16 protein-coding genes are annotated in these 22,593 nt (G+C 74.5%); 7 read left to right on the top strand and 9 right to left on the bottom strand.

Annotated elements, in window-relative coordinates; genetic code table 11:
- The 5 genes from IF43_RS0120180 to IF43_RS0120160 form a co-directional block, all read right to left on the bottom strand.
- Positions 1 to 912 carry a dihydrodipicolinate synthase family protein gene (locus tag IF43_RS0120180; protein ID WP_030202382.1) on the bottom strand — a complete coding sequence of 304 codons (912 nt, stop codon included), beginning with the start codon at positions 910 to 912 and terminating at the stop codon, positions 1 to 3.
- A gap of 79 nt (positions 913 to 991) precedes the next feature.
- Entirely contained in the window at positions 992 to 2,665 is a 1,674-nt protein-coding gene (locus IF43_RS0120175; protein WP_063753370.1) for an NAD(P)/FAD-dependent oxidoreductase, read from the bottom strand.
- Entirely contained in the window at positions 2,646 to 3,005 is a 360-nt protein-coding gene (locus IF43_RS36615; RefSeq protein WP_030202376.1) for a (2Fe-2S)-binding protein, read from the bottom strand. Before IF43_RS36615 ends, IF43_RS0120175 begins: the two co-directional genes overlap by 20 nt.
- Positions 3,006 to 3,063: 58 nt before the next feature.
- Positions 3,064 to 4,236, bottom strand: a complete 1,173-nt coding sequence (locus tag IF43_RS0120165) for an FAD-binding oxidoreductase (protein WP_030202373.1) — start codon at positions 4,234 to 4,236, stop codon at positions 3,064 to 3,066.
- A 105-nt stretch (positions 4,237 to 4,341) separates the two neighbouring features.
- On the bottom strand, positions 4,342 to 6,738 hold the full coding sequence (locus IF43_RS0120160; RefSeq protein ID WP_030202369.1) for a collagenase: 2,397 nt from the start codon (positions 6,736 to 6,738) through the stop codon (positions 4,342 to 4,344).
- Between the two features lie 218 nt (positions 6,739 to 6,956).
- Here IF43_RS0120160 and IF43_RS0120155 point away from each other — a divergent pair, with 218 nt between their 5' ends.
- Positions 6,957 to 8,333 carry an aminopeptidase P family protein gene (locus IF43_RS0120155; protein ID WP_030202366.1) on the top strand — a complete coding sequence of 459 codons (1,377 nt, stop codon included), beginning with the start codon at positions 6,957 to 6,959 and terminating at the stop codon, positions 8,331 to 8,333.
- A gap of 49 nt (positions 8,334 to 8,382) precedes the next feature.
- Here IF43_RS0120155 and IF43_RS41705 read toward each other — a convergent pair whose 3' ends face one another.
- Together IF43_RS41705 and IF43_RS0120145 are read right to left on the bottom strand one after the other, a co-directional pair.
- On the bottom strand, positions 8,383 to 8,526 hold the full coding sequence (locus tag IF43_RS41705; RefSeq protein WP_158939405.1) for a hypothetical protein: 144 nt from the start codon (positions 8,524 to 8,526) through the stop codon (positions 8,383 to 8,385).
- Between the two features lie 114 nt (positions 8,527 to 8,640).
- The gene (locus tag IF43_RS0120145) at positions 8,641 to 9,585 is read right to left on the bottom strand and encodes a MerR family transcriptional regulator (RefSeq protein WP_030202364.1); all 945 of its coding nucleotides are present in this window, start codon (positions 9,583 to 9,585) and stop codon (positions 8,641 to 8,643) included.
- A 138-nt stretch (positions 9,586 to 9,723) separates the two neighbouring features.
- Between IF43_RS0120145 and IF43_RS0120140 the strand changes: the two genes are divergently transcribed.
- The 3 genes from IF43_RS0120140 (at position 9,724) to IF43_RS43525 (ending at position 16,943) form a co-directional block, all read left to right on the top strand.
- Positions 9,724 to 11,241 carry an alpha/beta fold hydrolase gene (locus IF43_RS0120140; RefSeq protein ID WP_030202363.1) on the top strand — a complete coding sequence of 506 codons (1,518 nt, stop codon included), beginning with the start codon at positions 9,724 to 9,726 and terminating at the stop codon, positions 11,239 to 11,241.
- Positions 11,242 to 11,344: 103 nt separating this feature from the next.
- Entirely contained in the window at positions 11,345 to 11,860 is a 516-nt protein-coding gene (locus IF43_RS0120135; RefSeq protein ID WP_030202360.1) for an RICIN domain-containing protein, read from the top strand.
- A gap of 1,024 nt (positions 11,861 to 12,884) precedes the next feature.
- Positions 12,885 to 16,943 (top strand): GDSL-type esterase/lipase family protein, encoded by a 4,059-nt coding sequence (locus IF43_RS43525; protein ID WP_030202357.1) that lies wholly within the window; start codon positions 12,885 to 12,887, stop codon positions 16,941 to 16,943.
- 43 nt (positions 16,944 to 16,986) lie between these two features.
- Here IF43_RS43525 and IF43_RS0120125 read toward each other — a convergent pair whose 3' ends face one another.
- Together IF43_RS0120125 and IF43_RS0120120 are read right to left on the bottom strand one after the other, a co-directional pair.
- Complete coding sequence (locus IF43_RS0120125; protein ID WP_030202355.1) at positions 16,987 to 17,391, bottom strand: RidA family protein; 405 nt, start codon at positions 17,389 to 17,391, stop codon at positions 16,987 to 16,989.
- A 40-nt stretch (positions 17,392 to 17,431) separates the two neighbouring features.
- Positions 17,432 to 18,541, bottom strand: coding sequence for an acyl-CoA dehydrogenase family protein (locus tag IF43_RS0120120; RefSeq protein ID WP_030202344.1), 1,110 nt, complete (start codon positions 18,539 to 18,541; stop codon positions 17,432 to 17,434).
- A gap of 234 nt (positions 18,542 to 18,775) precedes the next feature.
- Between IF43_RS0120120 and IF43_RS0120115 the strand changes: the two genes are divergently transcribed.
- The 3 genes from IF43_RS0120115 to IF43_RS0120105 all read left to right on the top strand — a co-directional run bounded on the left by IF43_RS0120115 (position 18,776) and on the right by IF43_RS0120105 (position 22,303).
- A complete protein-coding gene (locus IF43_RS0120115; RefSeq protein WP_030202342.1) occupies positions 18,776 to 20,440 on the top strand; it encodes an AMP-binding protein in 1,665 nt (554 codons plus the stop codon).
- A 4-nt stretch (positions 20,441 to 20,444) separates the two neighbouring features.
- Positions 20,445 to 21,302, top strand: a complete 858-nt coding sequence (locus IF43_RS0120110) for a PaaX family transcriptional regulator C-terminal domain-containing protein (RefSeq protein WP_030202338.1) — start codon at positions 20,445 to 20,447, stop codon at positions 21,300 to 21,302.
- Positions 21,303 to 21,472: 170 nt separating this feature from the next.
- Positions 21,473 to 22,303, top strand: a complete 831-nt coding sequence (locus IF43_RS0120105; RefSeq protein WP_030202335.1) for a GNAT family N-acetyltransferase — start codon at positions 21,473 to 21,475, stop codon at positions 22,301 to 22,303.
- The last annotated feature ends 290 nt before the right edge of the window (positions 22,304 to 22,593 follow it).

Genomic DNA, 22,593 nt, shown 5'->3' with positions numbered 1-22,593 from the left:
CTAGTTCAGGCCCTCGGCGAGGGCCTTCTCCGTGGCGGCGCGGACGGCGGCCTCGGTCTCGCCGGTGAGCGGGAAGCGCGGCGGGCGGGTGGCGCCGCCGGGCCGGCCGGCGATGTCCATGGAGAGCTTGATGGCCTGCACGAACTCGGTCTTGGAGTCCCAGCGGAGCAGGGAGTGCAGGGACTTGTAGAGCGGCAGCGCGGTCTCCAGGTCGCCGGCGACGGCGGCCCGGTAGAGGGTGGCGCAGGAGGCGGGCAGGGCGTTGGGGTAGCCGGCGATCCAGCCGACCGCGCCGGCCAGGGCGAGTTCGAGCAGGACGTCGTCGGCACCGATCAGGAGGTCCAGGCCCGGGGCGAGCTCGGCGATCTCGTAGGCGCGGCGGACGTCGCCGCTGAACTCCTTGACGGCCACGATGCTGCCGTCGGTGTGCAGCCGGGCGAGCAGGGCGGGGGTGAGGTCGACCTTGGTGTCGTACGGGTTGTTGTACGCGACCACCGGGAGGCCGGACTTGGCGACCTCGGCGTAGTGGGCGCGGACGGTCTCGTCGTCGGCACGGAAGGCGTTGGGCGGCAGCAGCAGGACGGAGCCGGCGCCCGCCTCGGCCGCCTGGTCGGCCCAGCGGCGGGCCTCGGCGCTGCCGTAGGCGGCGACGCCGGGCATGACCCGGTCCCCGTCGCCGGCGGCCTCGACGGCGGTGCGGACGACGCGGGCGCGCTCCTCGTCGGTGAGGGTCTGGTACTCGCCGAGCGAGCCGTTGGGGACGACGCCGTCGCAGCCGTTGGCGATCAGCCAGGCCACGTGCTCGGCGTAGGCGTCGTGGTCGACGCTGAGGTCGTCCCGCATCGGCAGCGCGGTGGCGACCATGATTCCGTGCCAGGGACGGGTGCGGGGCGGGATGGACGCGACGGTCATGGCAGGACACTCCCTAGTGTGATGTGTGACATTGTACTGAGTGGCGTGAAAGCCCACAAGGGCCCGGTGGGGGGTGGCGTCAGTGGGTGGTGCCGGACGGGTCGGCCGCGCCCGGACCGGCACCGGATCCGCCGGCGGGCCGGGCCGGGACCGCGGGGCCGGCGAGCCCCGCCGACCCGTCCTGCGGCAGGGCCGCGAGGTGCCGCAGCGGCACCGGGCAGGACAGCGGACGGCGGTCCGCCGTCGCGTCCCGGCCGGTCAGGGCGGCCACGGCAGGGCCGCACATGCGGCCCTGGCACCAGCCCATCCCGGCGCGGGTCAGGAGCTTGACCGTGCGCGCGTCGGTCGCCCCGAGGTCGGCCACCGCCTCGCGGATCCGGCCGGCCGGCACCTCCTCGCAGCGGCACACGTCGGTGTCGTCGGTGAGCCAGCCGGTCCAGCCGGCGCCGGGCTCGTGGGCCGCCGCCATGGCGTCCGCGAAGGCGCGCAGCCGGGCCCGTCGGCGCACCGGCGCCGCGGGGGCGGCCGGTACGGGGCCGCCCGCCGCGAGCGTGCCGCGCAGCGCGCGGGCGACGGCGTGGGCGGCCAGCTCCCCCTCGGCGAGGGCCAGTTGGGCGCCGCCGATGCCGCCGGTCTCGCCGGCCGACCAGAGGCCGGGTACGGAGGTGAGCTGGTCGGCGTCGAGGACGAGGGCCCGGGTGCCGTCGGCGGTGCGACGGGTGGTGCAGCCGAGGGCGGTGGCGAGCTCCAGCTGCGGAACCAGGCCGTGACCGACGGCGAGGGCGTCGCAGGGGATGGTCCGGCCGGTGCCCGGCACCGGCCGCCAGTCCCGGTCGAGCCGGCTGACGGTGACGGCCTGGACGCGGTCGGTGCCGTGGGCCGCGGTGACGGCGTGCCGGCTCAGCAGCCGCACCTGGTGGCGCAGCAGGGCGCCGCCGTGGAGCACGCCCTCGGCCAGCTTGCCGGGGTTGCGCAGCAGGGCCGGGAGTTCACCGGCGTACCCGGTGTAGGCAGCCGCCTCCACCACGGCCGGCACCCGCGCACCGGCGGCGGCGAGCGAGCCGGCGACGGCCAGCAGCAGCGGTCCGCTGCCGGCCACGACCACGCGCCTGCCGGGCAGCACGAGCCCGGCCTTGAGCATGGCCTGGGCGCCGCCCGCGCCCACGACACCCGGCAGCGTCCAGCCGGGGAAGGGCAGTTGGCGCTCGTACGCGCCGGTGGCCAGCAGGACGGCGCGGGCGTGGACGGTGGCGGGGCGCTCCCCGTACGGCTCCCCGTCCGGCTCCCCGGCCGAGCCGTCGCCGACGCCACCGACACCGGCACCGACACCGGCACCGACACCGGCACCGGTCGCGGCACGGTCGGCCGGTGCGGCGGGGCCGGAGGCCACCGCGTGCAGGGTCCAGTGCGGTGCCGCGCCGGTCACGCTCCATACGTGGTGGCCGGGCAGGTACGTGATCCGGCCCGCGGACCGGTGCGCGCGCAGGGCGGCTTCGAGTTCGGCGAAGGCCCGCCAGCCGTGGTGCAGGGCCTCGGGGCGCGCGGCGCCGAGCCCGGAGGCGGGGTGCCGGTAGTACTGGCCGCCGGGCCGGTCGGCCGCGTCGAGCAGGACCACGCTCAGCCCGAGTCGGGCCGCGGTGACGGCGCCCGCCAGGCCGGCGGGTCCCGCACCGACCACGGCGAGGTCGGCGCTCGGGGGCGCCGGTGCGTCGGCGCGCGGCCCGGGCCGCGGGTCAGACGGCGAGGTCGGCATGGCCGGTGCCCTCCTGGGTGGTGACGGTGTCGCCCGGCCGGGCGGGGACGAGGCAGGCGCGCTGGTTGGGGCGCCCGTTGACGGTGACGAGACAGTCGTAGCAGGCCCCGATGCCGCAGAACGCGCCGCGCGGGGCGCCGCCGTCGCGGGTGGTCCGCCAGGCGAGGATGCCGGCGCCCCAGAGGGCGGCGGCAATGGTCTGGCCCGACTCCGCCGCCACGGGACGGCCGTCGAAGTCGAGGTCGAAGGCCTCCTCGGCACGGCCGCCGACGAGCGCGCGCGGTCCGCGCCCGGGCCCGCCGCGGCGGTCGCGGCGCTCCTGGCCTGCCGGGTCGGTCATCGTCGGCCCCTTCGGGTGGGTGGTGTCGTACGGGTGGCGGTGCGGGCGCGGGGACGGCTCATCCTCGCGTCCCCCGCCCGGGGTCGGCGAACCGCTCGGGGCGGAAGGGGGTGAGGTCCAGGCTGGTCGCCCGGCCGGCCAGGGTCTCGGCGACGAGCAGTCCGGTGGCCGGGGCGAGTCCGATGCCGGCGCCCTCGTGGCCGCAGGCGTGCAGCAGTCCGGGGGCCCGCGGGTCGGGGCCGATGGCCGGCAGGTGGTCGGGCAGGTAGGGGCGGAAGCCGTGGTAGGTGCGCATCACCTTGACGTCGGCCAGCACCGGGAAGAGGGCGGCGGCCTGGCCGGCGAGCCGGCGCAGGGCCTCGGTCGAGAGGGTGCGGTCGAAGCCGACGCGTTCGCGCGTGGCGCCGATGAGCACCGGGCCGGCGGGCGTTCCCTCGACGACGGCGGAGGACTGGAGGGCGGCGGAGCCACTGGCCACGTCGGCGATGTAGTCGGCGGCGTAGACCTTGTGGCGGACCACGCGGGGCAGCGGTTCGGTGACCAGGACGAAGCCCCGGCGGGGCAGCACGGGCAGGTGGACGCCGGCGAGTCCGGCGATCCGGCCGCCCCAGGTGCCGGCGGCGTTGACGACGTGCGCGGCGGCGATGTCGCCGCCGGTCGTACGGACCCCGCGCACCGAGCCGTCCGGGCCGGTGAGGAGCCCGGTGACCTCGGTGCCGAGGCGCGGCTCGACACCGTACCGGCGGGCCGCGCGCAGCAGTTGGGCGGCCGCCTGGGCGGGCTGGACCTGGGCGTCCTGCGGGTAGTGGAAGCCACCCGCGAGGCCGGCCGCGAGGTGCGGCTCCAGGTCGGGCAGCCGGTCGGCGTGGACTTCCTCGGCCACCACCCCGGCTGCCCGCTGGCCCTCGGCGAAGCCCCGGAGGGCTTTGAGGGTGGTCTCGTCGGGCGCCACGACGAGACCGCCTTTGGGTTCGTACTCCGTCTCCGGTGGGAGAGCGTCGGCGAGCTCGCGCCACAGTCGGGTGGACAGCAGCGCGAGGTCGAGCTCGGGGCCCGCCTCTTTGTCGGAGACGAGCAGGTTGCCTTCCCCCGCGCCGGTCGTCCCGCCCGCGACGGGGCCGCGGTCGACCACGGCGACGGAGAGGCCGGCGCGGCCCGCGTAGTAGGCGCAGGCCGCCCCGACGACGCCGGCACCGATGACGACGACGTCCAGGGAGTGTCTGTTGGGCACGTCAGTAATATGTCACATAACTCTGAAGGGGGGAAGGACCCGCCCCGCCCCCCGTGGCGCGGGGCGGGTCCTCCGCCGGTTCCGGACGGGGGGCGGCGGCCTGGACTAGCTGCGCAGCGGGCCCTCGCAGCTGTAGGAGGACGTGCCCGCCTTGCTGTTGCTCCAGATCTCCACCGGGCCGAACGAGCAGTTCATGTCGGCCAGGTTGTTGGAGGCGGCGCCGGCGCGGTCGAGGATGAAGTAGTCGACCGTCTCGGACATGTCCTTGAAGACCTGGTCGGGGCTGCGGAAGTTCGACAGGTTGGCCGTGATGCGGCCGGTGCAGACGAAGCGCCGCTTGCCCGTGTCGCCGTTCTCCACGCAGTCGGGGTTGTTGTACGTGGCGGTGGCGAAGGCCTGGCGCACGGCCTCGGCGGAGGCGTCGCGCAGCTGCGCGTTCGGGGTGAACACGGTGTTCGGCACGAACAGGTCGTTCACCTTGGCGATCTGCGCGTCGAGGAAGCGGTCGTACTCGCGCTGCAGGTACGTGTCGGCGCCCGTGCGGTGGCGCCAGGCGTCGTAGCCCGCCACGTCGTTCGCGCGCAGGTAGCCGTACATCTCGCGCAGCATCGACGGGTGCGAGGTCCACAGGAACTCGAAGAACGTGCCGGCGTAGTTGTAGAACCGGAAGCCGTCGCCGTCGTACGTGGCGTTCAGCAGCTGCTCGACGGACATGCGGGGGCCGCCGCCCGCCGTGTCGTTGACGATCCCGCGCACCAGGGACTTGCGCACCGCGATGCCGTCGTCGCGGGTGGCGCCGTCGAAGAACTCGGCGGTGCCCTCGTCCATGGCGGTGGTGCGGTCGCCCTGGTACCAGTCGCCCTCGCCGAAGTAACCCGGCACGGCCCAGCGGCCGTTGAGGTAGTGGGTGTACTCGTGGCGGAAGAGCTCTTCGAGGGTGAGCGTGGAGTCCTGGGGGACGCGCCGCTGGTACGTGTAGAAGGTCGCGCCGCGCTCGATGTAGATGCCGCCGTTGTTGGTGCCCATGCCCGTGAGGATCGGGTGGTACATCTCGTAGTCCAGGCGGGAGGCGTACAGGACGATGTTCAGCGTCGTGTTGGTGTCGCCGGCCAGCGGCTTGTCGGTGCCGATGACACGGAAGAACTGGGACTTCACGCGCTTGCTGGCGTAGTAGAGCTGGTCGACCGTGGCCCGGTCGAGCGCGGTGCGGACCTTGATGCCGCCGTTGTCGTACGTGTACGTGTAGGGGAAGAGCTGCCGCTCGATGTCCTCCTTGCACACGCCGTACTGCTGGCAGGCGCCGTAGTAGTTGAGCCAGGAGACGACCTTGGCCCACTGCTCGCTGCCGGCGCCGAAGGTGTTCCTGGTGGTGGTGACGAGTCCGCCGAGGTCGGCGACGACGCCGGCCTTGAGGGAGTCGATCTGGCCGAAGCGGCCGTACTCGCCCAGCGCGTCGCGGGCCACCCAGGCGTTGGCGGTGCCCTTGAGGTGGGTGTAGCCGCCGAAGGCCTTGAACAGCGCCCGGTAGTCGGCGTCGGCGGCGACCGCGGCCTGGAAGGCGGCGTCGTTGTTGCCGGGGTAGACGCCGAGGTAGTTCACGGAGAGGGCGGCGAGCGCGGCGCCGGCCCAGGAGGTGTCCGTGTGGGTGGCCGGGTGGGCCGGGTCCATGGTGGCCAGGACCTTCTTGATGAGGCCGATCTGGTGCTGGCGCAGGCCGGGGGCGCTGGCCGCGTAGAGGGCCTCGCGCAGGGTGTTCGCGTTCGAGCGGGTGACGTCGAAGGTGCGGGCGGCGGCACCGAAGTCGGCGACGGCGCGGCGCATGGCGTCGACGGTCGGGGCGTCGGTGACGTCGATCTCGGTGCGCGAGTAGTCGTGGTAGGCCACGGCGTGGAGGTAGGTGAACATCTCCTCCAGGTGGCTGGTGCCCTTGCCGTCGTGGCCCGCGGCCAGGCCGGATATCCGGCGCGAGACGGCCTGGACGTGGGCGTCGGACATGACCGGGGCCAGCCGCGCGTCCCAGGTCCAGATCAGGTTCCGCAGACAGCCGTCGGCGGTGACGGCGGGATCGGCGAGGAAGTCCGCGAAGGCCTCCGGCGACAGGCCGGTGACGCCGTCGAGGGTGCAGGGGACGCCGGCGGCGGTCCGGTCGGCGGCGGCGCTGCCGCTCGCGCCCGCGGCGTCCTTGGACTTGGTCCCGGCCTTGGCGGCCGGGGCCTTGACGGCGCCGGCGACGCGGCCGGCCGCGAGGCCGCCGGGGGCCGGGGCGGGACGCGGGGTGGCCTTGGGGGCCTTGCCGAGGTGCTGGACCTCGTCGAAGGGGTTCGACCGGCCGTCCGCCGGGCCGGGGCGGGCCCCGGTGAAGGCGGCGGGGGCGGCCTGCGGCGCGGCTGCCGGAGCCTCGGCCTGCGCGGCGGACGCGGCGGTCTGACCGACGCCGGCGAGCAGGGTGACCGCCACGGCGGCGGCGAGGAACGGCTTGCGCACGGTGCTCAACTGGGACACCAAGGACTCCTGGGTGGGGAGAGGTGGGGGGTGTGCTTGGACGGGCATGGGAATGCCAGGGCGTGCGTGAAATGCCTTGAAAAGCACGGCAGTTGACGGGTGCATGCCCGGTGCCATGTGAGCTGTAACATAGTAATGTGAAATTGCACTGACAAGAGGTGTGCATCTCCCGTTTTTCGGAACTACACATTCCGCCCGCCGCCCCCGAGGGAGCACCCGTGCCCGAGACCCCCTCCCGCCTGCACATCGGCAGCCACGACCTGCCCGCATCACCGGAGTTGAGCCGGTTCATGGCCGGCAGCTGGGCGCCCTCTCCGCTGCCCGCCGACGCCCGGGTCGACGCGTACGCCGTCACCCCGGCCCGGCGCGCCCGGCTCTCCGCCCGCTTCCCCGGCGAGCGGCTGATCGTCCCGGCCGGCGAACTACGGGTCCGCTCCAACGACTGCGACCACCGCTTCCGCCCACACAGCGCGTACGCCTGGCTCACCGGCCTGACCGGCGAGGACCAGGTCGGCCACGTCCTGGTCCTGGAGCCCGCCGGCCCGCAAGGCCACGAGGCGGTCCTCTACCTGCGGCCGCGCTCGGCCCGCGCCGACGGCACCGAGGAGTTCTACCGCGACCGCCGCTACGGCGAGTTCTGGGTGGGCCGCCGCCCCGACCTCGCCGAGGCCGAGCGACTCACCGGCCTGCGCTGCGCCCACCTCGACACCCTCGGCACTCCCACGGGGCGCGACGCCACCGCCGACCCCGAGCTCGCCGCCGCGCTGTCGGAGCTCCGACTCGTCAAAGACGCCTGGGAGGTCGGCCAGCTCCAGCTCGCCGTCGACCACACCGCCGCCGGCTTCGAGGACGTCGTACGGGCGCTCCCCCGGGCCCTCGCGCACCCGCGCGGCGAGCGCTGGATCGAGGGCGTGTTCGGGCTGCGGGCCCGCGCCGAGGGCAACGGCCTCGGGTACGAGACCATCGCCGCCTCCGGCGCGCACGCATGCGTCCTGCACTGGATCCGCAACGACGGCCGGCTGGACCGGGACGAACTGCTGCTGCTCGACGCGGGAGTGGAGACCGACAGCCTCTACACCGCCGACATCACCCGCACCCTGCCGCTGTCGGGCCGCTTCTCCCCCGTCCAGAAGCAGGTGTACGAGCTGGTGCTCGCCGCGCAGGAGGCCGGCATCGCCGCGCTGCGGCCGGGAGCCAGCTTCCGCGACTTCCACCGGGCCGGCATGCGCGTGATCGCAGAGGGCCTTGCCGACTGGGGCGTGCTCAAGGACGCCGAGGGCGACCTGCACCGCCGCTACACCCTGTGCAGCAGCGGCCACATGCTCGGCCTCGACGTGCACGACTGCGCGAAGGCCCGTGCCGAGACGTACCTGGACGGCGTGCTGGAGGAGGGCCAGGTCCTCACGGTCGAGCCCGGCCTCTACCTCCAGCCCGACGACGAGACGCTCCCCGCCGAACTGCGCGGCATCGGCGTCCGCATCGAGGACGACCTGGTCATCACCGAGGACGGCGCCCGGCTGATGTCGGGCGCGCTGCCGCGCACCGTGGCCGGCATCGAGGAGTGGATGGGCACCCTGCTCCACGGCACGCACTGATCGCGCCGCGTGCGGCGGGACCCCTGCGGTCCCGCCGCACGCGGGGGCGTCACCGACTCTCGTCGCGGCGCTCCCCGGCCCGCTCGGCCGGGGCGTCCGGCCGCAGTCCCAGCAGCACGTCGCCGGCGGCGTACAGCAGTCCTTCGACCACCCGGACCACCACCTTGCCCACCGCGAACACGGCCTCTTCCATCGTCAGTGCCCCTTCCCCCGGTCGTCACCCGGCCGTCACCGGGTCTCACAGGAGCAGACGCCCGGACGGGCACGGTGGTTGAGCCGCCGCGCCCCCCCGATCCGGCGCCCGGCCTCACGCCGCCCGCAGGGCCGGGTCCGCGGTCAGGGCGGCGAGCAGCCAGTCGTGTGCGGCGCCCGGGGTGGGCACCGGCCGGCCGTCCCGCGACCCCCGCACCTCCGCCACCAGCTCCCAGTAGCGGTCGATGCGCGGGTCCCCCGCGAGCTGGTCCCCCAGCACGTGCCGGAAGCCGGCCGTGTCGCGGGTCCGGAACGCGTCGGCGTACGCCCCCACGAAGCAGTCCAGGGCCTCCCCCGACCGCGGTTCCCGCCCCCGTCGCAGGTGCGGTGCGGCCAGGTCGTACGCCTCGGCCAGGCCCGCGTACAGCACGTCCGGCCGGAACTCGGGAGAGTGGTGCGCGGCCGGCTGGCAGGGGTGGTCCGCGATGCACGGCTGCGTCACGAAGGCGTTGAGCCGGGCGAAGGCCAGTACCTGCCCGGGCTCCGGATCTACCGGCGGGGCCGGCACGGCGACCTCGAGGAACGCCGCCCGGTCCGGGGCCGCCATCCGCGGCGGCAGCCAGGCCCGCCAGAACCGCACCAGCGTGTCCGTGTTCGGCGGCGCCGCCACCGCACCGATCAGCCGCAGCCGGTCGGCCCGCTCCTCGGGCGCGCACTCCTGGACCAGCTGCAGACCCGCCTCGCGCCACCGCAACGCCTGGATCCGGTCGCCCAGTTCGCGCAACTGCCCGGCGACGGCGTCCGCCAGCACGGCGCCGCCCGTCCCGTCGTCCTCCAGGATCCGCCGCACCTCGGGCACGGGCAGGTCCAGCGCCCGCAGCGAGCGGATCAGCTCCAGCCGGTCCAGCGCGTCCGGCCCGTACCGGCGGTGCCCCCCGGAGCTGCGGGAGGCTTCGGGCAGCAGGCCGCCGTCGGAATAGAAGCGGACCGTCTTGACGGTGGTGCCGGCGCGCTCGGCGAGTTCGCCGATGCTCCACGGGCCGTCCTGCGGAATCGTCACTTGAACCTCCCCCAACGGGAGTTCCTACCCTACTCGCGAGCGCGGACGGCGATCATGAAAACGGGGGTGCCGTCCGCGCGCAGACCGTACGGAGCCGCCGCCGGGCGGCTTCCGGGGCACGACGAAGGGGAGAAGGCCATGACCGCATTCATTCTGGTGGCGGGTGTGTTCACCGGCGGGTACGTGTGGGACGCGACGGTGGCGCGACTGGCCGCGGCGGGTGCCGAGGCGCACGCGGTGACCCTCACCGGGCTCGACGGGGAGGCTGCCGCCGCCCCCGGCACGGACCTGGAGACGCACATCGCCGACGTCGTCCGGGCGATCGACGCGGTCGAGGCCGGACAGGACCTGGTGCTCGTCGGCCACGACTACGGGATCCACCCGGTGCTGGGCGCCGCCGACCGGCGCGCGGAGCGCGTCACGCGGATCGTGTACGCCGACGCGGGCATGCCGCAGGACGGCCTGCCGGCTCTGGCCGCCGTGCCCGACCAGGCGCTGCGCGAGGAACTGGCGCTGCTGGCCGAGCAGGGCGGCGAGGCCGCCGCCGGCCTGCTCCCCGCCCCGGCCCACGCCACCGAGTGGCAGCGCTGGGGCAGCACCGCCGGGGTCCCGGCGGAAGAGCTGGAGCGGCTGACCCTGCGCGCCGTGCCCCAGCCGCTGGGGACCCTCCTCCAGCCGCTCCGCCTCACGGGGGCGGTGGCCGCGGTGCCCACGTCGGCCGTGCTGTGCACCGGCAACGGGGCGGGCATCGAACTGGTCCAGAACTTCGTGAACATGGGCCACCCCGCCCTGCAGGCCCTCGTCGATCCGCGCGTCTCCTTCTTCGAGCTCGCCACCGGCCACTGGCCGATGCTCTCCCACCCCGACGGGCTGGCCGGCGCGCTGCTGGCCGCGGCCGCCGGCGAGGGCCACCGGCTGACCCGTCCCGACGCGGAACTCCCGGCGCACCTGAAGCCGTTCGCGCTCGAGGCGCCCGAGGTGCCGCGCGAGCGCCACGACCGGCTCGACCTGTACCTGCCGGACGCCGACGGCCCCCTGCCCGCCGTGCTGTTCGTCCACGGCGGCCCGGTGCCCGCCGACGCCCGGCCCACCCCGCGCGACTGGACGCTGATGACCGGGTACGCCCGTCTCGCGGTCGAGGCCGGGGTGGTGGGCGCGGTGCTCGACCACCGGCTGCACGACCTCACGGACTTCCCGCGCGCCGCCGCGGACGTCGCGTCCGCGGTGGAGCAGCTGCGGGCCGACCCCCGGGTGGACGGGGACCGCGTCGCGCTGTGGTTCTTCTCCGGCGGCAGCCTGCTCTCGGCGGAGTGGCTGTCCGCTCCCCCGGCCTGGCTGCGCTGCCTGGCCGCGACGTACCCGGTGCTGGTCCCGATGGGCAACTGGGGCCTCCCCGAAGGCCGGTTCCGCCCGGCGGAGGCGGTGCGCCGCGCCGGGAACCTCCCGATCGTCCTGACCCGGGCGGGCCGGGAGACGGCGGAGATCGACGCGACCGTCGAGGAGTTCCTCGCCTCGGCCCGGGACTGCGCCGCGGAACTCGAGGTCGTCGACGTGCCCAACGGCCACCACGGCTTCGAGACCCTGGACCCCACGGACGAGTCCCGCAAGGCCATCCGCCACGCCCTGGCCTCCGTCCTGGCCCACCTCCGTCCCTGACCCGGTCCCGGCCCCACCGCCTTGGTGACGACTTCAAGATCAAGTATGGTCGGTTCGAATTCGTTGAAAGCGGCCGTGACCGGCCATATGGGGGAATTTCTTCGTGCGCCTGACCATCATCAAGTCCGTCCGCCGTGCCCTGGGTGCCGCCCTCGGCGCCGTGCTCATCTCGCTCGCCGTGCCCGCCTCACCCGCCGCGGCCGTGGAACTGTCCCAGTGGGGCACGCTGAACAACAACTACAGCAACCTCTGCCTGGAAGTGAGCGGCTGGTCCACCGCCGACGGCGCGGCCGTCGACCAGTGGGACTGCCACGGCGGCGCCAACCAGCAGTGGATCGGGGAAACCCGCGGAAACGCCCGGCTCATCCGCAACGCCAAGAGCGGCAAGTGCCTCGAGGTCCAGGGCTGGTCCACCGCCAACGGCGCGACCATCGACCAGTGGGACTGCCACGGCGGCGCCAACCAGCTGTGGCAGCTGCGCCCCACGAGCACCTACACGGTGGCCCTGTACAACGTGAACAGCGGCAAGTGCCTGGAGATCGGCGGCTGGCGCATCGACAACGGCGCCCCGGCCACCCAGTGGGACTGCCACTGGGGCCTGAACCAGCGTTGGTACTAGTCCGCCCCGCGGTGTGACGGAGAACCCCAGGCGATTCACGGCAGGGGCTGTCAAGAGGACCTGGTAGCGACCCGCACCGCAACTGACCGGCAGAGGCCGGCTGCCCCGCCCTTCCCGGAGCGGTGCAGCCGGCCTCTGCCGTACCCGCATCCCGTCCCCGGTCGGGGACCGCATCCGTCCTCGGCCGTACGCGCGACCCGTCCCCGGTCGGGGACCGCGGACCCTCCCCGGCCCCTCCGAGGACCGACCGGGCCCCGGCCGAACCCGGCCCTTCGCCCCACCGCCCCGGGACGGCCGTCCCGAGTCGCGCGTCCCCTGCGCCCCCGACGGCGGCGGCGTCCCGGCCCGTCCCGCCGTGGTCCCGGCGGTTCCCGGCCCGCCAGGCGCCGGCCGTCCCGCAATCCCGCCCGGGGCCCACGGACTTCCCACGGCCGCCCGCGGGAGCCCCCGGGGCGGGACGTACCCCCGCACCCCGCGCTCCCCGGCCGGTACCCGCCGCGGCACGGGACCGGGGAACCGGTTCCCACCCCGGATCCCATCCGCCCGCCGGGACCCCGCGGCACACGCGGGACGCCCCGGGACCCCCCGCGCCCGCCCGCCGCGGCGCACGCCCCCGACCTCCCGGCGCCCACCGCCCGTCCCCGGTACGTCCCCGCCGTCTCCCGTCGTCCCCCACACCCCGTCCCACACCCCCCGCCCCCCGGAGACGTCCCAGAGACACTCGCGACTCCCCCCACCAGCCCGAACACGCCCTACATTTCTGCCGGTCGGGGCCGGTCATCGAGCCCGTCCCGCGACCGGCCACCCCCGCGGCGGCCGTTTCTCCTCACTTCACCTCACCTCACCTCCCACTGCCGGACGTCCTCCCGCGCGCCCTCGTGCGCCCGGGCGGCTCCGGCACGGACGCATGGAAGAGACCACCTTGAGAAGATCCGTCAGCCCGCTCTCACGGCCGGGCCCAAAGGGCCCCGGACGAGGCCCCGGCCGGCATTCGGCGGTCGCCGTCCTGCTCGCGACGGCCGCGATGACCTCGTCCCTCGCCCTGCCCGCCGGCACGGCCGGCGCCGCTCCCGTCCCGCGCACGGACGCCCGCCCGGCCACCGCAGGCGCCGGCGCCGAACAGCACCCGGCCGCGGTCCCGCCCGCCGCGCGCAGGAGCGTGGTCGGGAAGGCCTCGGACCGGGCCTGGACCACCTCGGGCGACGCGGCCGGCTTCCACGTCCTGGTCGCCGACGCCGCGGCCGGCTACCGCTGGAAGACCGCCGCCACGCTGTCCGAGCCGGGCTTCGACACCGACGCCTGGATCGGCAACGCCTGTGTGACGGAGTCCGGTCGACGGGCCGTGGTGGCCTACGCCCCGCGGACGTTCACCAACAAGCCCGAGCTGATGACCCGCGGCGCGTTCACCGCCGTGGTCGACCTCGCCACCGGCAAGGTCACCAAGCTGCCCGTCCGCGCCTCGCTGTCGTTCTTCTCCCCCGGCTGCGGCGAGGGCGAGCAGGCGGTGCTGTCGCAGTTCACCGACGACGCCTCCCGGCGCAACGCCACCCGTCTCGTCACGGTCGACGCCTCCGCCGGGCGCGCGGCCGCGCCGCGCCAGCTGCCCGGCCAGGTCACGTCCGCGATCCCGTACGGCGGCGGCGAGGTCGTCGCCGCCGCCGGCCGGGACCTGGTCCGGATCGGCAAGGACGGCGTCCGCCGCCGGATCGCCACCGCCGAGCAGACCCCGTTCGAGATCACCAAGGACGCGGCCGGCGGCATCACCTTCCTGGACCGGCCCGCCCGGCAGCCCAAGGGCGCCAAGCCGGTCGGCCAGGTCAAGCACGTGGACGCCACCGCGGTCCGCACCGCCGGCACCCGTACCGGCAAGGCCGCCGGCAGTGCCGCGGCCGACGCGACCCGCACCGCCCGCGTGGTGGCCACCGGCGAGTTCACCGGACTCGACGTGGCCGGCTCCGCCTCCGGCGAGGTGTACGTCACCGGCGCCGCGCGCACCGCCGGCACCCTGCCCGCGCACGTGCACAACCCCGGCGGCCTCGCCAAGGGCGCGCTGCTGAGCACCCGCGGCCAGGCGGCCGTCACCTCCCGCTGGGCGCACGGCGCGGGCGGCTCGCCGGTCAACCCCAGCCAGGCGGTCACCGAGCGCACGGTGGTCACCGGCGTGAAGGTGCTGGGAACCGGCCGGGCGGTCGCGCTGCAGGCCACCCCGGGCGCCGAGCCCGTGGCCCCCGCCCAGGTGGCGGCCGGTGCCGCCATGTCCCCGGCCCTGGCCCCGCGCGCGGGGGCGCCCGTACGCTCCGCCGCCCCCAAGGGCACGGCCGGCGTCCAGGCCGCCGACCCGAACGACCCGGTCGAGGCGGAGCGCACCTGCTCCGTGGCCCGCGGCGACATCCGCAGGCAGGCCTTCCAGCCCACGCCCCGCCAGGTGGAGTGGGCGGTGGACCAGGCGGTCATCAACGCCCTGGACTCCAAGATCGTCCGGCTGCCCAACTGGAAGGGCACGGGCATGGCCGGCTACAAGCCGCAGTCGCTCTTCCCGCTGCGCGTCCTGAGCGGCGACCCGAACGGGTACGTCGACAAGGCCGACGAGTGGCACATCCCGGCACAGATCCTCCTGGGCATCACCGCGCAGGAGTCGAACATGTGGCAGGCCAGCCGCATGGTCGTGCCCGGCACCACCGGCAACCCGCTGATCGGCAACTACTACGGCATCGAGTACGCGCCGAACGGCCAGCAGGGTGACCCGTGGGCCGTCAACTGGAAGAAGGCGGACTGCGGTTACGGCATCACGCAGATCACCGACGGCATGCGCCTGCCGGACCACGACCAGCCTACGATCAGCACCATCCAGCAGGAGGCGGCGGCGCTCGACTACACGGCCAACATCGCCGCGGGCGCGGACAAGCTCGCCGAGAAGTGGAACCAGACCCGGGACGCGGGGCTGACCCTCAACAACGCCAAGCCCAAGTACATCGAGAACTGGCAGTTCGCCCTGTGGGCGTACAACGCGGGTTTCTACCCGCAGGCCGACGCGGGCAAGAACAACGGCACGTGGGGCGTGGGCTGGACCAACAACCCGGCCAACCCGCTCTGGAAGGCCAACCGCACGCCCTTCCTCGAGGCCGCCAACGGCGGTGACGACTACTCCCACGCGTCACATCCGCAGGACTGGCCGTACCAGGAGAAGGTGATGGGCTGGGCGGCCCGCCCCCTGTCGGCCATGTTCAAGCCCGGCACGATGGGCGTCGCCTACCGGCAGGCCTGGTGGGCGACGGCCGCAGATCGGACCGCGGGCCTGAAGCCGTCCGAGGCGATGTTCTGCGACGCCACGAACGAGTGCAACCCGGACCGGATCGGGCCGGACGACAAGAACGAGCCCGGGCTGGGGGCGTGCAACCGCGCCGACCTCCACTGCTGGCACCACCACTCGGTTTCGTACAAGAACTGCGACCAGAACCAGTGCGGCCAGGCCACCCACCGCTTCGACACGACCTACCCCGAGCAGCCGGACGAGAACTCCTCGTACCCGCCGCGGTGCCCCGTCATCTCCTCGCAGGGCGTGGACACGGGCCTGCCCTCGAACGCGTTGATCGTCGACGACGTGCCCAACGGCTGGCGCCCGGCCGGCTCCGACGCGCGCAGCTGCGGTGCGGTCGCCTCCGCGGGCACGTTCAAGTTCGACTTCACCCTCTGGAACGGCACGTACCCCGGCAAGATCGACATGCACCAGATCGGCGGCGGCTACGGCAACCACTTCTGGTTCTCGCACACCCGTGACACCGCCGACCACGACGGCGGCCGCCTGCTGACCACCGGCACCTGGACGCTGGGCCAGAACATCCCGGGCAGCGGCTGGGCCCGGGTCGTGGTCCACATGCCCGACCACGGTGCGCACACCCGCCAGGCGAAGTACGTCATCCAGGGCACGGACTCCACCAGCCCGGTCCGCGTGGCCCCGCAGCGCACCCGGGAGAACCGCTGGGTCGACCTCGGCGCCTTCCACTTCACCGGCACCCCCAAGGTGTCGCTGAGCACGCACGCCGACGGCGGCAACGGCAGCGAGGACGTCGCCTGGGACGCGGTGGCCTTCCAGCCGCTGCCCGGCCGGCCGCAGCACATGATCGTCTCGATGGGCGACTCCTACTCCTCGGGCGAGGGTGTGTCGGCCACCGGCGGCGCCGACTACTACAAGGAGAGCAACTACCGGGACAGCACGAACCCCTCGACCCGGGACGCCTGCCACCGCTCGACCAAGGCCTGGTCCCGCCAGGCCACCCTCCCGGGAACCAGCCAGTCGATCGGCACGCTGGCCGACACCCGTGACCCGTCGATGGACTACCACCTGATCGCCTGCTCCGGTGCCCGCACCTACAACGTCCTCACCAAGGCCGAGGGCTTCGGCAAGTCCGAGTACGGCGAGCTGCCGCAGCTCGACCTGGGGTACCTCGACCAGCACACCGACCTCGTCACGATCTCCATCGGCGGCAACGACACCCTCTTCACCTCGGTGTTCACGTCCTGCTACGCCGACAAGGTCGACTGCTCGCGCAGTCACGTGGAGGACGTGCTCGCGGACGGCACGAAGACCGGCAAGGACTCGCCACCGCTCAGTTCCTACCTGCCCGACCGGATCAAGAACCTCGTGCACCCGCAGATCACCAAGACGCTGATGGCGATCCACGCCCGCGCTCCGTTCGCCCGGATCGTGCTGATGGGCTACCCGCCGCTGCTGGAGAACAACGGTCTCTGCGTCGGCCTGGGCATGGTGCAGACGAACTTCCTCAACGGCGTCGGCAACACGCTGCTGGACGAGATGGCGGCGGCCGTGAACGACGTCCGGGCCCAGGGCGTGCAGGCCTGGTTCTCCAACCCGAAGGAGGATTTCAAGGGCAAGGCCATCTGCGGTGACCCGGAGTCGGTCCACGGCTTCGTGAAGGACCTGGTCGAGAGCGACGACCCACTGATCGACATCGACCTGATCAAGGCGGGCATCTCGGCCCAGTCCTTCCACCCGAAGCTCGAGGGCGCCCGGCTCTACGCCAACGCGTTCCAGAGGACGCTGGGCGAGATGGGCAGCCACTGACCCCGCGCCTCCTCGCAGGGCCCGCGTGACGGGCCCTGCGACCTCAGCCCTGGTCGAGCACGGCGATCCCGTCGAGCTCGACCAGGGCTTCCTCGTCCCACAACCGGGTCGTGCCGATCACCGCCATGGCCGGATAGTCGCGTCCCGCCAACCGGCGCCAGATGCGACCGAGTTCGGGGGCGCAGGCCCGGTAGTCGGCGACGTCTACGGCGTACACGGTGACCCGGGCCAGCCGGTCGGGCGTACCGCCGGCCGCCTTCAGGGCGGCGAGCAGGTTGGCCAGCGCCGTCTCGAACTGCTCCGGCAGCGTGTCGCCGACGACCCGGCCCGCCCCGTCCAGGGCGGTCTGCCCGGCGAGCATCACCAGTCGGGAGCCGGTGGCGACCACGGCGTGCGAGAAGCCGGTGGGCGGGGACAGTTCGGCGGGGTTCACGCGCTCCAGGCTCATCGGGCATCCCCGGCCTTCCGCTTCCGTACGGGCACGGTGGTCATCGGTAGAGCTCCTTGGCGATGATGGTCCGCTGGACCTCGCTGGCGCCCTCGTAGATACGGGGGGCGCGCACCTCCCGGTAGAGGTGTTCGAGCAGGTGGCCGCGTTCGAGGGCGCGGGCGCCGTGCAGCTGGACGGCGTGGTCGACGACGTACTGGGCGGTCTCGGTGGCCATCAGCTTGGCCATGGCCGCCCGCCGCGGCACGTCCGGGTCCCCGCTGTCGTACGCGCCGGCCGCCGCGTACACCAGCAGCCGGGCGGCCTCGGTGCGGGTGGCCATCTCGGCGACCCGGTGGGAGACGGCCTGGAGGTCGGCGAGCACGCCGCCGAAGGCGGACCGCCCGGCGGTGTGGACGAGGGTGGCGTCGAGGGCGGCCTGGGCCATGCCCACGGCGAAGGCGCCGACGCTGGGCCGGAAGAGGTTGAGGGTCTCCATGGCGACCCGGAAGCCGCCGCCGGGCGCGCCGAGCCGGTCCTCGGCCGTGACCGGGACCCCGTCGAAGGCGAGGGAGCCGATCGGGTGCGGGGAGAGCATGTCCAGCGGACGCCCGGTGAGCCCCGGCCGGTCGGCCGGGACCAGGAAGGCGGTGACCCCGCGGGCCCCGCCGTCCTCACCCGTCCGGGCGAAGACGGTGTAGAAGTCCGCCTCGGGGGCGTTGGAGATCCAGGTCTTCTCGCCGGTCAGCCGCCACCCGGAGCCGTCCGGCTCGGCGCGCAGGGTCAGGGCGGCGGCGTCGGAGCCGGCCGCCGGCTCGCTGAGCGCGAAGGCGGCCACGGCGCGTCCGGCGCGCACCTCGGGCAGCCAGCGGTCACGCTGTGAGGGCGTGCCGGAGCGCAGCACGGGGTGGCCGCCGAGGCCCTGCAGGGCGAGGGCCGTCTCGGCCTCGGTGCACGCGTGGGCGAGGGATTCCCGCAGGAGGCACAGGTCGAGCGCACCGGAGGTGAACACCCTGTCGAGGAGGCCGAGTTCGCCGAGGGCGGCGAGGAGGGGGCGGTTGACGCGGCCGGGTTCGCCCTTGTCGGCGAGCGGGCGCAGCCGGTCGGCGGCCAGGGTCCGCAGCCGGGCGCACCACTGCTGCTGGTCGGGGTCGAGCGCGAAACCGGGCACGGGCGGCCTCATTTCCGTCGCGACGGGGGGCGTCGCGGTCAGTCGCGTTCGGTCAGTTCTGTCGCGGTGGTCGGAGCTTCGGTCGGTTCCAACGCGTCGGTCAGTTCTATCGCGTTCGGTTGACTGCCGTCACCATCACGATACGCTCGTGGGGCGACCGCACGGCACCCGGCACCACCCCTTTTCCGGACCACCACCCCTCCCTCCGGACACCCGCAAGGGGGCGATCCCGCCTTGGATCTCCTGCCATCCGCCCACGCCGACACCTTCGCGCGCGACCACCTGCCGCCGCCGGGCCAGTGGCCCCGACTGCTCTTCGAGCTGCCCGAGCTGGCCTATCCGGACCGGCTGAACTGCGGGGCCGAGCTGCTGGACGCCACCGTCGCCCGGCTGGGCCCGGACCGCCCGGCCTTCCGGACGGCGGACGGGGCGGTGTGGTCGTACGGGGAGCTGAGCGACCGGGTCGACCGGATCGCGCACGTCCTCACCGGCCGCCTGGGCGTCGTCCCCGGCAACCGGGTGCTGCTGCGCGGGCCGACGGGCCCGTGGTTGGCGGCCTGCTGGCTGGCCGTGACGAAGGCCGGGGCGGTGGCCGTGACGGTACTGGCGCAGCAGCGGTCGGCGGAGCTGGCGACCGTGTGCGCCATGGCGCGCGTGACGCACGCGCTGTGCCACGTCGACGCGCTGGACGACCTGGTGAAGGCCGAGGTACCGGAGCTGCGGATCACCCCGTACGGCGGGGAGGCGCCCGACGACCTGCTCGGCCTGGTCGCCGCGGCCGGGCCCGAGCCGTTCACGGCGGTGGACACCGCTGCCGACGACGTGGCGCTGATCGCGTTCACCTCCGGCACCACGGGGCGTCCCAAGGGCTGCATGCACTTCCACCGGGACGTGCTCGCGATCGCGGACACCTTCGGACGGCACGTGCTCAGGGCGGAGCCGGACGACGTGTTCGCGGGCAGTCCTCCGCTGGGGTTCACCTTCGGGCTGGGCGGGCTGGTGGTCTTCCCGCTGCGGGTGGGCGCCTCGGCGCTGCTGCTGGAGCAGGCCGGGCCCCGGCAGCTGCTGCCGGCGCTGGCCGCGCACCGGGTGTCGGTGCTGTTCACTGCCCCGACCGCGTACCGGGCGATGCTGGACGAGCTGGCGGCCGAGGCGGGGGCGACGGGCGCGGGGACGCAGACCGCGGGGACGACCGCGGGGACGGCGTACGACCTGGGCGCGCTGCGCCGCTGCGTGTCCGCGGGCGAGAACCTGCCGGCGGCCACCTGGGAGGCCTGGCGGGCGGCCACCGGGCTGCGGATCATCAACGGCATCGGCGCGACCGAGCTGCTGCACATCTTCATCTCGGCCGCGGACGACGACATCCGCCCGGGGACCACCGGCCGTCCGGTGCCCGGCTGGCAGGCGCGGGTGGTGGACCCGACCGGGCGGCCGGTACCGGACGGGGCGCCGGGACTGCTGGCGGTGCGCGGCCCGGTGGGCTGCCGGTACCTGGCCGATCCGCGGCAGCAGGAGTACGTCCGGGACGGCTGGAACGTCACCGGGGACACGTACGTGCGCGAGCCGGACGGGTACTTCCGCTATGTCGCCCGCGCCGACGACATGATCATCTCCGCGGGGTACAACATCGCCGGGCCGGAGGTGGAGGAAGCCCTGCTGAGGCACCCGGACGTGCTGGAGGCCGCGGTCGTGGGCCGGCCGGACGACCGGCGCGGTCAGGTCGTGGTGGCGTACACCGTGCTGCGGGACGGGTCGCCGGTCACGGAGGAGGACCTGAAGGCCTTCATGAAGGCGGAGCTGGCCCCGCACAAGTGCCCGCGGGTGTTCGTCTTCTCCCCCGCGCTGCCGCGCACGGCGACGGGCAAACTGCAGCGGTTCCGGCTGCGCGATCTAGAGTGAACCCGTGGCCGAGCAGCACACCCCGCGATCCCTGATCGTCACCTTCTACGGCGCCTACGGGCGGTCGGCACCGGGCCCTGTCCCGGTGGCCTCGCTGATCCGCCTGCTGGGCGCCGTCGGGGTCGACGCGCCGTCCGTGCGGTCGTCGGTGTCCCGCCTCAAACGCCGCGGGTTCCTGGTCGCCGACCGGACGGCGGAGGGCGCGGCGGCGTACGGCCTGTCGGCGGAGGCCCGCGAGCTCCTCGAGGACGGCGACCGGCGCATCTACGGCTACCGCGACGCGGTGGCGGCGGGCGCGGGGGCGGGCGTGGCCGAGGCGGGCGAGACCGGCGGGGCGGGCGAGGCGGGCTGGGTACTCGCCGTGTTCTCCGTACCGGAGCAGGAGCGGCACAAGCGGCACCTGCTGCGCTCGCGGCTGGCCCGGCTGGGCTTCGGGACGGCGGCGCCGGGCGTGTGGATCGCCCCGGCCCGGCTGTACGACGAGGCCCGGCACACGCTGGAGCGGCTGCAGCTGCGGCCGTACGTGGAGCTCTTCCGCGGCGAGCACCTCGGGTTCGCGCCCACCGTCGAGGCGGTGGGCCGGTGGTGGGACCTGACGGCCATCGCCAAGCAGCACGAGGAGTTCCTGGACCGCCACGAGCCCGTGCTGCGCGGCTGGCAGTCAGGGCGCGAACCGGCCCCGCAGGAGGCCTACCACGACTACCTGATGGCGCTGGACTCCTGGCGCCGGCTGCCGTACGCCGACCCGGGCCTGCCGACCGCCCTGCTGCCCTCCGACTGGCCGGGCGACCGCTCGGCCGCCGTGTTCGCCGAACTCCACGCCCGCCTCCACACCGCGGGCGCCGCGTACGTGCGGCTGTAGAGGTCCGTCCCGTCGGCACGGGGCGGTTCGACCGCCGCGCCGAGCACGGTGCCGGGGTACGTCGTCGTCACGAGGGCGTCGGACCCGTGCACGTGGATGGGGCCCCTTCTGGCTGGCGCCCGCCGGAAAATGCCGTGCGCCGCCGGCCGGAGGGCCGGCCATACTCGGGCATGACATGGACTTTCGGTGAGGACCTGGGCGCCTTCGCGGCTGCCGCCGGCGCCACGGTGGAGGCCCGGCCAGTAGAGAACACGCTGATGCTGAGTTGTGTGGACGCGCTCCGGCGGCGCGGGCCGAACGCCTTCGGGGCGGAGCCGCCGCTGTACGGCTGGTGGACGGCGGCCGACGGGACCGTCACCGCGGCCGCGCTGTGCACCCGCCCGCACCCGATGCTCCTCACCGCGCTGCCGGCCGCGTCCGTGCGGCCGCTCGCCGCGGCCCTGGCGGCCGAGCCCCTGCTGGCGGGCGTCACCGGGTTCAACGCCGAGCGCTCCGATGCCGCGTCGCTCGCCGGCGCCTGGGGCCGCCCGTCGCGGGTGACCGAGGAGCAGCGGCTCTACCGCCTCGCCGGGCTCGTACCGCCGGCCCCGGCCCCGCCCGGTGCGCCGCGGATCGCCGGCGAGGCGGACGTTCCGCTGGTACTGGACTGGGTGAACGCCTTCGCCGCGGAGCTGGAGGATCTGGCCCCGGCCGACGAGGGCTGGGTCCGGGACCGGATCGGGTACGGCGGGGTCGTGCTGTGGGAGCACGAGGGGACTCCCGTCTCCCTGGCCTGCCGGACCCGACCGCTGGGCGGGGCCAGCAGGGTCGGTCCCGTGTACACCCCGCCGGAGCACCGGGGGCGCGGCTACGCCGCCGGGGTCACCGCCGAGGCCTCCCGCCTCGCCGGGACGCCCGAGGTACTGCTGTTCACCGACCTCGCCAATCCGACGAGCAACGGCGTCTACCGGCGGATCGGGTACGTGCCCGTGATGGACCGGGTGCTGGTCAGGGGTGGGTGAGGCGGGGGGTGAGGGAGGTGACTGAGGAGGGGGAGGGAGGGCGGTGTGGGGGAAGGCCGGGGGCGCCTGGTGTGCGGCCGGTGTTGGGGCCTGCTTGCTCGCTTCGGGGGTGGGTCGCGTGGTGTGTGGGTCCCCTCGGCGCTTGACAGGGGCGGCCTGCAGGCCCAGCGGCAGGCCCACCCCAGGGGCAAGCTTCCGTTCTAGTGGTCGTCGCAACACCCCAGCTCAGGGGATGCGATGGACTTCAAGATCCGGGAGATCCGGACGGCGCAGGGGCCGAAGAAGCTGGT

It is taken from the genome of Streptomyces sp. NRRL S-87, from assembly GCF_000719335.1.
Taxonomy (GTDB): Bacteria; Actinomycetota; Actinomycetes; order Streptomycetales; family Streptomycetaceae; genus Streptomyces.
Note: the sequence above shows the minus strand (reverse complement) of the source record. Positions and strands in the feature narration are given on the sequence as shown.